A 12,932-nucleotide genomic window follows, 5' to 3' on the forward strand; every position below is an offset into this window, starting at 1 on the left:
ACCTCACTCTGGATAATATGTCACCTGTCGCCACCCACCGATACTTGGAACATATTCCCATATAATTTTTGCACTCATAAGAACAGTAGGCGAAATTTGAGTCACCGGCAAACCAAAACCATCATAAAATACCGCGCCAGTAGCAGCATTTTTAAGTTTAACAACAGATTTACCGAAACCGCCAGGTTGATTCGTGGAAACAATCACGGAATACCTAACAGGGAGCCCGTTTGGTTCTACAAAGGTAGGCATGCCGCGCCCGTCTATTACGCCGGGTGGCACAACTCCTCTTCCAAGAGCACGCATCAATTCCTCTGTTCCCCGACCAATGGCCTCCGCCTCAGCTTCAGGTGAGACAAACTTCGAGGCTTTACTCGTCGGCGCCGACCTTCCAGTGGGGCTAATGCCGGTTCTTACACGAGTGGCTTGTTCGCTAAAACTGGTCTGGTGTCCATGATCGCCATGTCCGTGTCCTATTCTGGATGCGATGGGTGAAGGGCTCTCTAGGGGCAGATCTACGCCGGCCACTGTCTGCTCAGCGCGCAAACGACTATTGGAAGTCAGCCATTCTTCTCTTGCTGGGTTTGTTTTAGGACGTCTATTTGCTCTTGAAGCGTATGTGTTGGACCTTGCGTACCGTGGCAATTGGAACCCGCCCAGTTGCCCAAACGATCCCTCCACCAGTTCCCCACCTTGAGCGAGCCGATCCAGGGTTGTGCTGCTCGCGCCGGTGGCGTCGCCGACCAAGGACACAATGCCTGCCAGCCCTGAGTTGCGAACCGCATCGATGCGCGCAAAGCGCGGATCAGGCGCTGGATTGATGCGCTCGTAAATAGCTGCCCGAGCTTCCGGCGACGGCTCGTATTTCCAATGGGCACGCGCCAATGCCCAGTCCCCACGCCATGCGGCGGCAATCGCTTCACTGGTCGTGTTCAGCGTGCCTTCGATGGCCAGACGCCCAGCGGCGTCGTACTCGTAGCTGATCTTGAGCTTCAGGCCCTCGGGGTCCACGATTTCGGACGTACGCCGACCAAGGATGTCGTACGCATAGGCCGTCTTGCGTGAAGCGGCCGTGCCGGCGCCTTCGACGACGGTAAGCACGCGACTCTGGGCGTCGTAGCTGTAGCTGGTCTTGAGCTTGAGGCCGCCTGCCACGTCGTCGACGATGACGTCCGCGAGTTCGCCTTTGGCGTTGAAGACCTGGGTCGTCACGGTGCCGCGGGAGTCGGTGATCTTGAGCTTGCGCCCCTGACCGTCGTACTCGTAACGGGTTTGCAGGTTCAGCCCCACGCCGTTGACCAGCGGGTCTACCGTCTGGGTCAGCACGCGGTTTGCGGCATCGAAGCTGTAGCTGGTCGTGGTGGCGGACCCGTCGTTGATGGGGGCGCCGCTGGCGTTAGCTTTCAGGCCCTGGACGACTTGGACAAGGTTGTCGTTGGCGTCGTAGCCGTTCTGCGTAACGTTGCCCAGCGCATCGGTCACGGTGAGTAGGTTGCCGTGAGCGTCGTAGGCGTAGGTGGTGGTCGCGCCGGCGCCGTCGGTCACCTTGTAGACCTGGCCGTTGCGGTTGTACTCGGTGACGATCTGAATACCCGCAGCGGTCTTCACCGTCAGTTTGCGATTGATGGCGTCGTGTGTGTAGGTGACGGTGCTGATGGTGCGATCGACACGGGCGACCATTCGATCCAGCGCGTCATACGTGGTCGATGTGGTGCCTGCAGGCCCGGCGATCGTGACCTTGCGGCCACTGCCGCTGTCACGCGTATAGGTGTATTGCGTAACGCGGCTGAGTTCGTCGGTGGTGTCGTAGAGCCGGCCAAGAGCGTCGAAGGTAGCGCCCGTGATCACGGCGCTTGTCAGCCCAGGGCCGCTGCGTTCGGTTCGCGTGGCATGGCCGCGCCGGTCATAGCCATAGTCGAGCGTGAGGCGGCGCGCATTGGCCGTGCCCACCGGGTCGATATCGCGGCTCTCTTGACGCAGCTGGCTGAAGGCGTTGTAGCTGTAGTCAGTCTTGTCTCCCAATGCGTCAATAGCCTGCTGGATCAGGCCTCGACGGTTGTAGATCGCCGAGCTGCGGTTGTCGAAACTGGTCTTGCTCAGCGCTGCAATCGCTTCTGCCAGCGAGATGTCACCCGCCGGTGCACGACTGAGTCGAGCTGTCGCTGCTTGGCCGCCTGTGAGGCCTGCGACGTCGTTCAGCGAAAGCCGCTCACGGTGCGTGACAGTGGCCTGCACCTCGCTGAAGTTGCTGTAGATCGTTTCGGTGACTTCCCCACCCACGAGGGGATCGCGCAGGATGGCGTACACCTGCCGCCCCTGGGCGTCGTAGTAGTAGAAGGTCGTGTTGCCGCGCGCGTCCTTGATCCGGACGCGGCGGCCAGCGGCGTCGTACCACGTGACGGCCTCGGCCGCATCGCCCAACGTCTTCGCGATCTGGACGCGTCCCCAATCGTCGTAGTCGACATAGCGGCCGACGGCCTCGCTGCTGCCATAGGCCAGCGTCTTGGTCTTGAGGCGCTGCAGGTCGTCGTACTGATAGAAGGTGACCGTGCTGTCCACCGACGTCTCGCTCTCGAGCAGGCCGCGGTTGTTGTAGCTGCGGCTGGTCTTGAGGGCCGCACCCAAGGTAGGCCGCAGGGTGTCCAGCTCCGCGCGCTGCAGCCATCGCAGGGTGTTGGGACTGCCAGTGACGATCGGCCTGAAGGCTCGCGTCAGGTACTGCAGCGTGTCCTTGAGCCGCCCGGCTCCGTCGTAGGTGAATTCGGTGAAATAGCCCTCGGCGCTCAGCTGCGCGATCTGGACGCCATGGCCGTCATAGAGCCACTGGGTGAATTCGTCATCCGCAAGCAGCGCCAGGTTGCTCAGCGTGGCCAGGTCACCCGTGGTGCGAAGGCTGTCGTCGAGAAGCGTGGAGCGGCGCAACTGTGAGCGCCGATTGCCCGTGGCGTCATATGTCCACCGCGTCAACCCGCCATCGCCGTCTATTTGAGCCGCCAGACGGCCGGCCCCGTCGTAGAGATTGCGAAGCGTGCGATCCCGGGCGGCGTCCACAGTGGGGGCGGGCTGACTCGGCGCGCTGCTTTGAGTTGTGCCTTTGGAGACGTCGAGCCGAGTCACGGCCACCGCATTGGCGTAGGTCGTTTGCGACGTGACTGCACTTGCGCCGTCATATTTGGTGACGCTGAGATAACCGTCGGCATCGAGCACCCCGGTCAGCCGGCCGGCCATGTCGTAGTAGGAGGTGGTGATGCGGTCCTGATCCACCTGCATCGCGGGTCGAACGCTGGCCACCGTGCTGGCGGCGGTGAGGCCGCTCAGCGTGGTCTGGCTCAGCAGCGTGGCGTAAGCGATCCGCTGGATCAGGCGTCCGGCGGCGTCGTAGAGGTACTCCGTGAGCTGACCGTTGGCGGCGATGTCCGCACTCTTGCGCCCGCTGACGTCATAAAGGCTGAAGACGGCCACGCCGGTCGCGTCCGTGGTGCGCCAGAGACGACCCAGGTTGTCATAGCTGTATTGGGTGGCGCCTAAGGCCTTGGGATTGGCCTGCGTGTTGCCCGCCCCCAGAACGTCGCTCGCAACAAGATCGCCCCACTGGTTGAAAGTTTGGACGGTGGTTTGGCCATTGGCCAATTGAACGCTGGTCTTGCGACCAACATCGTCGTAGCTGTAGACCGTCGCCACCAGGTTGGTGTCCAGGCTCTTGGTGATGCGCCCCAGCCCGTCGTACTCGTAAGCCAGCTTGACGCCGCTGGCGTCCAGGCGGCTGAGCAGGCGGCCTGAAGGGTCGTAGGTGTAGATCGTGTCGGTCGCGTCGACGGAATCGAACCCGTTGGTGGTGGCGTTGTAGGTGCTGCTGGCATAGCTGCGCTCCTTGCTCAGCAGGCCACGCAGGTCGTACTCATGGTGGAGGCGCTGGATACCTTTGTCGGTTTTGAAGGCGTTGGTGGCAAAAGCGCTGACCTCGGACCAGGTCTGGCGATTGCCAGAGAAGACGACGTCGGGGCTGTACTTGAAGGTGTCGGTAAGCTGACCCAGACCGTCATAGACATAGCTCGTCAACGATCCGTCGCCGTAGATGACGTACATAAGACGCCGACGCCCCGAGGTCGTGTCGTAGTAGTAGTTGGTCGTAAGGGGCTTGCTGGCTGTGCCGGCATTGGTCGGACCGTCCGGATCAGGCACGAGATAAAGGGTCTCAGTGGCGAGCAAGTTCCCAGACGTGTAGCCACGCTCCAGCACATTGCCAGCTGCGTCCGTCCGGCGCGTCATTGCCCCTACGCTGTTGTATTCATAGGTCGTGGTCTCGTTCTTCGCGTTGGTACTGGTCAGCAGATCGCCGGTGGTGGGGTCGTAGGTGTACTTCTGGGTGAAGCTGCTGCCACCCGTCACGGCACCCAAGATTTCAAGCAGTTCGCCCTTGGGGCTGTACTTGAGCGTGGTAGCTTGGCCCAGCGCGTCCTTGACGGTCGTGGTACCAGGCGCGTCGTAGGTGAAAGTTGTGCCCAACCCCCGACCGTCGAGGACCGACGCGACGCGCCCGGTGCCGGACTCGTAGCTGATGGTGATCTGGGTGCCGTCGGTCTGCTGGATCGAGTTCAGCCGCGCATCCACGGCGGCGCCTTCATAGCCGTAGGTGATGGTGTAGACCTTGCCATCGGCAACGGCGCTGTCGTCCGGGCTCAAATCGGTCGTGACGTGCCAGAGCCGGTCCGAGCTGTCGTAGTCATAGCGGGTGAGGCTGCGCGCCTTGGCGCCGCTTTCCCAATACTCGGTGCTTTGCAGCTTGGTGCCGCCGTAGGTGAGCTTGATGACTCCGATCGCCGTGGCGCCGCCTGCCTTGTATGTCGAGATCCGCGAGATCTGGTCGCCGCTGTAGTCGATGGCGACATAGTGGCCCTCGGGGTCCGTCACTCGCGTCAGGCGATAGTTGCCAGCGCCATAGAGTTGATAGGTCTCGGTGGTGCCGGTATCGCCGTCGCGCCAGGTCCAGGTATCACTGGGAGCGTCGTAGCTTAGGGTGTCGTACTGACCCGAACCGTCCTTGCTGACGTATTGGCCACCTTCCAGGGTGTAAGTGGTCAGCCGGCCATCAGCCTCCACGCGCTTGATCATGCCGCCGCCGAGGCCGTACACCTTGCGGTAGTAGCCGATGCGCCAGCGGTCGCCGTTGTCGCCATCCCAGCCACCCTGGCTGTTGTAGGTACGAAGGAGATTGGCGTCCGGACCAACGCCAGCTAGGAATTCGTCGCGGTCCTGCACGACGAGATTGCCATTGGCCGCGTTGACCGTGACCTGCTCACCGGCCCGCCCCGTCGACGCTTGCCCCAGCCCGCCCGCTGCGCCCAACACGTCCTTGGAGGTGTTGACCAAGCCTGCGCCACTACCCGTCACCACTGAAACCATGTGTTCTCTCCCAAGGATCGGCATTTAGGTAATCCAGAGAACGGCCCAGCGGTTTAGCGTTGTTTCAAACGGTCACATATCGGCTATCGCAGACGCTCGCGGAAAAAGTGCACCACCGCCTCCACCCATCGCGCAGTCGCGCTGGGGCGATCAAAGCCCGGCGGGTCGCACAGCAGGTCGCATTCCAGCCGGCCGAGATTGCTGGCCGGCGGAGGCGGCGCGAGTAGTGCGCCATGGCCGGCGCCCGGCAGCGCGGCCAGCAGCTCGCAGCTTTGGCAGGCCGCCAGCACCGCGTCGCCGTGAAAGCGCGGCGCAAGCCAGCGGTCGCCGTCGGCGGTGATGAGGCCCAGCGGCACGCGCGGCTTGGCTAGGGTGCTCATGTCGAAGTCGGCCGCCGCCGGCACGGCGGCCACGATGGCGGCCATGCGCGGGTCGGTGTGGGTCTGCGGCGCATCGTCGCCACCGAACTTCCAGCCCAGCACGCGCCGGGCCAGCCAGAGCTTGAAGCCGTCCAGCGCCCCACCGGTCAGGCGGGTGGCCAGGCCGACGCAGGCGGGGAAGTCCTCGGCCAGGTCGCGCTCGCAACGCGCGCGGAAGGCGCTCGGCCGTAGCAGCTGCCAGGCGATCAGGCTGGTCAGGGTCAGCAGCATCGCCACGTCGGCCAGGGCCGTCGCGTCGCTGAGGGTGCCATCCCGGGAGCTGACGCGCAAAGCCACCATGGCCAGGGCATAGCTGGCACCGCCGCCCACCACGAGGCCGCGCAGGCGCCGGCGCGGCTCGACGAGGTCGACGCGCCAGGGCCCGGCCACGGCCGCCAGGCCCAGCAAGGCGAAAACGACGGGAATGGCACGCATCAACACCCAGGGCTGCCACCACGTGCCCCATTGGCAGGCCATGGCGCCGAACAGCGCGACCGCCCCCCACAGCAGGCCATGCCAGGGGCGCAGGCGGAAGCCGTCTTCGAAGACGGCGCGTGCAAACAGCCAGAACAGCACGGCGGAGCCCAGGGAAATGCCGATGCCGGGCGCCTGGACGGCGCAGCGCAGTTCATGTTCCACCCAGGGCGAGGCCGAGAGGGCCTGCACGGCCGAGGACAGCGACAACGCGATGCCCGTGCGCACGAGGTCGGCATGTCGGGCATGCCGCCAGTGGGGCAGCAGCATCAGCACCACCAGGACCAGCACGGCGACCAGGGCGCCGCGCAGCCCGGCGTCAATGAGCCCCATGCAGCAGCTGTGACACCGCGAAGGCCACGCCCAGGCCGATGGCCAGCCAGGCCACCTGGGCGAAGGTCTCGCGCCAGGCCAGGCGCTGCTGCAGCTGGGGCAGCAGGTCGGCCACCGAGATGTAGATGAAGCTGCTGGAGGCCAGCACCAGCAGATAGGGCAGCACGCCGTCGAAGCTGCCGATCAGGAAATAGCCCAGCACGCCGCCGACGACAGCGGCCATGCCGGAGATGGCGTTGAACAGCAGGGCCTTGCCGCGCGACAGGCCGGCGTTGAGCAGCACGATGTAGTCGCCGACTTCCTGCGGAATCTCGTGGGCCACGATGGCCAGGGCCGTGGCAAAACCCAGGCGCGTGTCGGCCAGGAAGGCGGCCGCGATGATGGCGCCGTCGCAGAAGTTGTGGATGCTGTCACCCACCAGCACGGTCAGGCCGCCACGGCCGGCCTGCTCGGCGTCGAAGTGGTGGTGATGGTGGTGGCCGTCGTCTTCGTGGTGGTGGGTGTGGCGGTAGAGCTCGACCTTTTCCAGCAGCCAGAAGAACAGCAGGCCGCCCAGCAGCACGGCGAACAGGGTCTGCGGCTGGGCCGTGCGGCTCTCGAAGGCCTCGGGCAGCACGTTCAGCAGCGACGTGCCCAGCAGGATGCCGGCCGACAGGCTGACCAGGCTCTTCACGAGGCGGGTCAGCACGCCGATGGTCAGGCTCGCGGCGACGAGCACCGACAGCAGGCCGCCCGCGAAGGTGGCGAGCACAATATAGAGAAGGGTCATGGGATCAGGCAAAAGCAACGGGCCACAGCCATGGACTGCGGCCCGAGGGCGGTCAGCGTAGCAGAGCCGTCAAACCCCGTGCTTCTTGAACCAGGCCAGGCAGCGCGCCCAGGCGTCGTCGGCCGCGGCCTTGCGGTAGCTGGGGCGGTAGTCGGCGTAGAAGGCATGCGGCGTGTCGGGGTAGACGACGAACTCGCATTTCGTGTTGCCGGCCGCCTTCAGCGCGGCTTCGAGCTGGGTCAGGGTCTCGACCGGGATGCCGCCATCGGCCGCGCCGTACAGGCCCAGCACCGGCGCCTTGATGCTGCCGGCCAGCTCGATGATGGTCGGGTCGCCCTTGAAGTAGCTGCGCGCCACGGGGCCATACCAGGCTGCGGCGGCCGTCAGCCTGGGGTTGTGCGCGGCATAGCGCCAGGTCGTGCCGCCGCCCCAGCAGAAGCCGGTGATGGCCAGCTTGCTGGTGTCGCCGCCGTTGGCCGCGGCCCAGGCGACGGCGGCGTCCAGGTCGCCGTTGACCTGGGCGCCGGACGCCTTGCCGACGACCTCGCTGATCAGCTTGGGGATGTCGGTGTAGGCGCCGGCATTGCCATGGCGCACGAAGAGTTCGGGGGCGATGGCCAGATAGCCCTGCTTGGCAAAGCGCCGGCAGACGTCGGCGATGTGCTCGTGCACGCCGAAGATCTCGCTGGCCACCAGCACGACGGGCAGGTTCTTCTTGCCGGCGGGCGCGGCGCGGTAGGCCGGCATCTGGAAGTCGCCCACGGGAATGGTGACCGTGCCTGCCTCCAGGCCGGCGGTGTCGGTCGTGATCGTCTGGGCCGTCACCGGCAGCACGGCGGCCGCGAAGCCGCTGCCCACGGTCGTCTGCACAAAGCTGCGGCGGCTGAAGTCGCGGGACGGCGCGAGGCTGTCGATCTCGTCTTTCAACATAGGGCTCCTGGGGGCTCGGTTACCGGATGGGTTACGGAAGGGCGTCAAATTTTGCCCCGACAATGCCCGCCCATGACGACGCGCCCCGACCCTGCCGGCCAAATCTGGGCCTCCATCGACATCGGCTCCAACAGCTTTCGCCTGGAGCTGGCCCGGCTGTCGGGCGATCGCTACCAGCGCGTCAGCTACATCAAGGAGAGCGTGCGCCTGGGCGCCGGCCTGGATGACCAGGGCATGCTGACCGAGGCTGCCATGCAGCGCGGCCTGGAATGCCTGAAGGGTTTTGGCGAGCAGCTCGTCGGCATCGCGCCCGAGCGCATCCGCGCCGTCGCGACGCAGACCCTGCGCGAGGCCCGCAACCGCAATGCCTTCCTGGCCCGTGCCCAGGCCGTGCTGGGCCATCCCATCGAGGTCATCGCCGGCCGCGAGGAGGCCCGCCTCATCTATGCCGGCGTGGCCCGCCTGCAGCCCTCGGACAAGCCGCGCCTGGTCATCGACATCGGCGGCCGCTCCACCGAGATGATCCTGGGCCGCGGCCGCAAGCCGCTGCTGGCCGAGTCCTTCGGTGTCGGCAGCGTGGGCCTGTCGGTGCGCTTCTTTGCCGACGGCCGCTACACGCCCGAGTCTTTCCGCGCCGCCCAGGTGGCCGCCGGCGCCGAGCTGGAAGAAGCCCTGACGCTGTTCCGCCCCGAGCTGTGGAAGGAGGCCCTGGGCTCGTCGGGCACCGTGGGCGCGGTGTCGCAGATCCTCGCCGCCAGCGGCAAGACCGACGGCCGCATCACGCCGGCTGCGCTGCGCTGGTGCGTCGAGCAATGCCTGGCCGCCGGCTCGCAGGACAAGCTCCAGCTGCCCGGCCTGAAGGACGACCGCCGTCCCGTCGTCGCCGGCGGGCTTTGCATCCTCTACACGCTGCTGACCCAGTTCGGCATCGAGGAGCTGCTGCCCACCAAGGGCGCGCTGCGCCAGGGCGTCATCTTCGACCTGGTCGAGCGCCTGCAGCCCAGCGGCGCGCGCGACCCGCGGGCCGACTCGGTCAACGAGCTGCAGGAGCGATTCGAGGTGGACGTGGCCCAGGCCGAGCGCGTGTCCAGCCAGGCCGAGCTGCTCTACCGCCAGCTGGCGCCGAAGCCGGCGCCCGAACTGCTGCGCGAGCTGGGCTGGGCCGCCGCCCTGCACGAAGTGGGCATGCTGGTCTCCCACCACGACCACCACCGCCACAGCGCCTACGTCATCGCCCACGTCGACGCGGCCGGCTTCTCCACCAACCAGCTGCAGCGCCTGGCGGGCCTGGCCCTGGGCCAGCGCGGCGGCCTGCGCAAGCTGGAGGCCCAGCTGAACGATGCCAGCCTGCTGGACCAGCTCATCGCGCTGCGCCTGGCCGTCATCCTCTGCCATGCCCGCACGCCGACGGCCGTGGCGACGCCCAGGCTGGAGCGCGCGGGCAGGCAGCTGACGCTGCACTGCCCCAAGACCTCGTCGGCCGAGCAGGCCCGCACCCGCTTCCTGCTGAAGGAAGAAGCCGAGGCCTGGGCCAAGAGCGGCTTGTTGGAGCTGGCCGTCGTCTGAGCATCCTGGGGATGTCGAACCCGGGGCCGGCCCGGGACACTGCTGCCAAGGCCTGACAGCACCGTCGGTGAGCATCTGGGCCCGCCCCATCACAGGAGACACCCATCATGCTCAAGACCTACACCGGCAGCTGTCACTGCAAGGCCGTGCGCTTTGAAGTCGACCTGGACCTGGCCGCCGGCACCGGCCGTTGCAACTGCTCCATCTGCTTCAAGACCCGCAACTGGAGCGCCAGCGTCAAGCCTGAGGCCTTCCGCCTGCTGTCAAGCGAAGACGCGCAGAGCGACTATCAGTTCGGCAGCAACAGCGTCCACAACCTGTTCTGCAAGACCTGTGGCGTGCGCTCCTACGGCCATGGCTATATCGAAGAGGTTGGCGGCGCCTTTGTGTCGGTCAAGGTCAATTGCCTGGACGACGTGCCGGCCGAGGAACTGGTTGCCGCACCCATCCAGTACTTCGACGGGCTGCACAACAACTGGTGGAACAAGCCTGACGAGACCCGGCACCTCTAGAGCGCGTCGGGGCCCTGCACCGCGTGCAGGGTGACCTCGGGCTCGCCGTCGCGCTGGCGCCAGCGCAGCCACCAGACGGCGCCCTTCTTGACGGTCCAGTCCTGCTCCACGCCGGCCAGCAGGTGGGCCGCCAGCTGGCCCAGCGTCGGCTGGTGGCCGCAGATCAGCACCGGCTCGCTGGACTTGGGCCAGCGTGAGGCCTCGATCAAGGCCGAGATCGGCGCGTCCGGAGCGATGGCCGGCACGATGCGCACCTCGCGGCCCAGGGCCTCGGCCGTCTGGCGGCAGCGCAGGGCCGGACTGACCAGCACCCGCGTCGTCGCGGCCAGGCGGTGGTTGAGCCAGGCGGCCATGCGCCGTGCCTGGCGCTCGCCCTTGGGAGTCAGCGAGCGCTGCAGATCGTCCTGCCCGGGGGCGGCGATCTCGGCTTCGGCATGGCGCCACAGAATCAGGTCCATCGTCGGTCAGCCCTCGGAATAGCGCCGCATCAAGGCCTGCTGGGCGCTGACGCCGGTTTCGCTGATGCGCACCGAACGGCCGTCGGGCCCGAGCTGCCAGGCATCCATGGTGTCATTCAGATAGGGCTGCAGGGCCTCGTCGATGACACGCTGGCGCAGGCGGGCGTCCTGCACCGGCCAGGCCACCTCGATGCGGCGGAACATGTTGCGGCTCATCCAGTCGGCGCTGGACAGGAACAGCGCTTCGCCCTCCTCCGCATCGGCCCAGCGGAAGTACAGCACCCGCGTGTGTTCCAGGAAGCGGCCGACGACGGAGCGCACGACGATGTTGTCGCTGACGCCCGGCAGGCCCGGCGGCAGCATGCAGGCGCCGCGCACGATGAGGTCGACCTTGGCGCCCGCCTTGGCCGCGCGCAGCAGGCCATGGATGAGCTCGGCATCGGTCAGCGCGTTGATCTTCACGACGATGCGCGCGGCCTTGTAGCCGGACAGGGCCGCGGCCTCCACCTGGGCCAGCAGCTCCAGCATGCGGCTGTGCATATTGAAGGGCGCCAGCAGCATGCGGCGCAGCGCCTTGAACTTGCCCAGGGACGCCAGTTGGCGGAACACCGAGTCGGCATCGGCCGTCAGGTCGGCATCGGCCGTCAGCAGGCCCAGGTCGGTGTACAGGCGCGCCGTCTTCGGGTTGTAGTTGCCGGTGGAGATATGCGCATAGCGGCGCAGCTTGCCGTTCTCGCGCCGCGTGATCATCAGCAGCTTGGCATGGGTCTTGTAGCCGACGATGCCGTACACGACCTGGGCACCGACGGCTTCCAGCCGCTCGGCCCAGTTGATGTTGGCCTCCTCGTCGAAGCGCGCCTTCAGCTCGACGACGGCCATGACCTCCTTGCCGCGCCGTGCCGCCTCGATGAGCAGATCCATCAGCTCCGACTTGGCGCCGGTGCGGTAGATGGTCTGCTTGATGGCCAGCACCTCGGGGTCGGCCACGGCCTCGCGCAGCATCTGCACGACCGGCTCGAAGCTCTCGAAGGGATGGTGCAGCAGCACATCGCCCTTCTTCAGCTTCTCGAAGATGGACTTGTGGCGCGGCAGGCGGCCCGTCGGCCAGGCCGGCTCGAAGGGCGTGAAGCGCAGGCCGGGCGCATCGGTCTGGTCGATGAGCTCGTTCAGGCGCACCAGGTTGACCGGGCCGTTGACACGGTAGAGGGCCGCATTGGGCAGGCCGAACTGCTCGAGCAGGAACTCCGACAGCTCGGCCGGGCAGGTGTTGACGACCTCCAGCCGCACCGCGCGGCCGAAGTGGCGTGTCGTCAGGCCCGAACGCAGCGCATGGCGCAGGTTGGCGATTTCTTCCTCGTCGACTTCCAGGTCGGAGTCGCGCGTGACGCGGAACTGCGAGAAGGCCTCGACCTTGCGGCCGGGGAACAGCTCCTCCAGGTGGGCGCGGATGACGCTGGTCAGCAGCACGAAGGCCTGGCGGCCGTCGCTGAGGTTGGCCGGCAGCTTGATGACGCGCGGCAGCACGCGCGGCACCTTGACGATGGCGATGCGGTTGTCGCGGCCAAAGGCATCCTTGCCCGACAGCCGCGCGATGAAGTGCAGCGACTTGTTGGCCACCTGCGGGAAGGGGTGGGCCGGGTCCAGGCCCACCGGCACCAACAGCGGCTTGACCTCGCGCTCGAAGTACTTGGCCACCCAGCGCCGCTGCGGCTCGTCGCGGTCGGCGTGGTTGAGGACGACGATGCGCTGCTTGAGCAGCAGCGGCGTCAGCTGCTCGTTGAAGATCAGGTATTGCTCGTCGATCAGCGTGTGGGCGGCGCGGCCGACGCGGTCGACGTCCTGGCCCGTCACGGTGCTCAGCGGGTCGCGCACGGCCTCCAGCATGTCGGCGAAGCGCACCTCGAAGAACTCGTCGAGGTTGCTGGACACGATGCAGACGTAGCGCAGGCGCTCCAGCAGGGGCACGTCCTCGCGCTGGGCCTGGGCCAGCACGCGCCGGTTGAACTCGAGGATGGCCTGTTCGCGGTTGAGGAGCTTCAGCGGAGTCGGGTCGGTCATGAAGAAAAGT

General features: G+C 66.4%; 8 protein-coding genes. 2 read left to right on the plus strand and 6 right to left on the minus strand.

What is annotated here, in order from left to right; genetic code table 11:
• Window positions 1-3: 3 nt before the first annotated feature.
• The 4 genes from J2X20_RS06050 to J2X20_RS06065 form a co-directional block, all read right to left on the minus strand.
• Entirely contained in the window at window positions 4-5,403 is a 5,400-nt protein-coding gene (locus J2X20_RS06050) for a hypothetical protein (RefSeq protein ID WP_310262243.1), read from the minus strand.
• Window positions 5,404-5,486: 83 nt separating this feature from the next.
• Entirely contained in the window at window positions 5,487-6,629 is a 1,143-nt protein-coding gene (locus J2X20_RS06055; RefSeq protein ID WP_310262246.1) for a hypothetical protein, read from the minus strand.
• A complete protein-coding gene (locus tag J2X20_RS06060) occupies window positions 6,616-7,398 on the minus strand; it encodes a ZIP family metal transporter (protein WP_310262248.1) in 783 nt (260 codons plus the stop codon). Before J2X20_RS06060 ends, J2X20_RS06055 begins: the two co-directional genes overlap by 14 nt.
• A 69-nt stretch (window positions 7,399-7,467) precedes the next feature.
• Window positions 7,468-8,328: a dienelactone hydrolase family protein gene (locus J2X20_RS06065; protein WP_310262251.1), complete on the minus strand. Its 861-nt coding sequence runs from the start codon at window positions 8,326-8,328 to the stop codon at window positions 7,468-7,470.
• 72 nt (window positions 8,329-8,400) lie between these two features.
• Between J2X20_RS06065 and J2X20_RS06070 the strand changes: the two genes are divergently transcribed.
• Both J2X20_RS06070 and J2X20_RS06075 read left to right on the plus strand, forming a co-directional pair.
• Window positions 8,401-9,894, plus strand: a complete 1,494-nt coding sequence (locus J2X20_RS06070) for a Ppx/GppA phosphatase family protein (protein ID WP_310262253.1) — start codon at window positions 8,401-8,403, stop codon at window positions 9,892-9,894.
• A 107-nt stretch (window positions 9,895-10,001) separates the two neighbouring features.
• Window positions 10,002-10,406 (plus strand): GFA family protein, encoded by a 405-nt coding sequence (locus J2X20_RS06075; RefSeq protein WP_310262256.1) that lies wholly within the window; start codon window positions 10,002-10,004, stop codon window positions 10,404-10,406.
• Here the strand turns inward: J2X20_RS06075 and sixA are convergent.
• Window positions 10,403-10,864, minus strand: coding sequence for a phosphohistidine phosphatase SixA (gene sixA, locus J2X20_RS06080; protein WP_310262259.1), 462 nt, complete (start codon window positions 10,862-10,864; stop codon window positions 10,403-10,405). The genes J2X20_RS06075 and sixA overlap by 4 nt on opposite strands.
• Window positions 10,865-10,870: 6 nt before the next feature.
• Window positions 10,871-12,922, minus strand: a complete 2,052-nt coding sequence (gene ppk1 / locus J2X20_RS06085) for a polyphosphate kinase 1 (RefSeq protein ID WP_310262263.1) — start codon at window positions 12,920-12,922, stop codon at window positions 10,871-10,873.
• Window positions 12,923-12,932 lie beyond the last annotated feature (10 nt).

It is taken from the genome of Roseateles saccharophilus (assembly GCF_031458095.1).
In the GTDB taxonomy this organism is placed as follows: Bacteria; Pseudomonadota; Gammaproteobacteria; order Burkholderiales; family Burkholderiaceae_C; genus Pelomonas; species Pelomonas saccharophila_A.

Bases quoted from the DNA above. Each gene is read 5' to 3' on its own strand.
- J2X20_RS06070 (WP_310262253.1), top strand. From the start codon at position 8,401: ATGACGACGCGCCCCGACCCTGCCGGCCAAATCTGGGCCTCCATCGAC.
- J2X20_RS06060 (WP_310262248.1), bottom strand. From the start codon at position 7,398: ATGACCCTTCTCTATATTGTGCTCGCCACCTTCGCGGGCGGCCTGCTG.
- sixA (WP_310262259.1), bottom strand. From the start codon at position 10,864: ATGGACCTGATTCTGTGGCGCCATGCCGAAGCCGAGATCGCCGCCCCC.
- ppk1 (WP_310262263.1), bottom strand. From the start codon at position 12,922: ATGACCGACCCGACTCCGCTGAAGCTCCTCAACCGCGAACAGGCCATC.
- J2X20_RS06055 (WP_310262246.1), bottom strand. From the start codon at position 6,629: ATGGGGCTCATTGACGCCGGGCTGCGCGGCGCCCTGGTCGCCGTGCTG.
- J2X20_RS06075 (WP_310262256.1), top strand. From the start codon at position 10,002: ATGCTCAAGACCTACACCGGCAGCTGTCACTGCAAGGCCGTGCGCTTT.
- J2X20_RS06065 (WP_310262251.1), bottom strand. From the start codon at position 8,328: ATGTTGAAAGACGAGATCGACAGCCTCGCGCCGTCCCGCGACTTCAGC.
- J2X20_RS06050 (WP_310262243.1), bottom strand. From the start codon at position 5,403: ATGGTTTCAGTGGTGACGGGTAGTGGCGCAGGCTTGGTCAACACCTCC.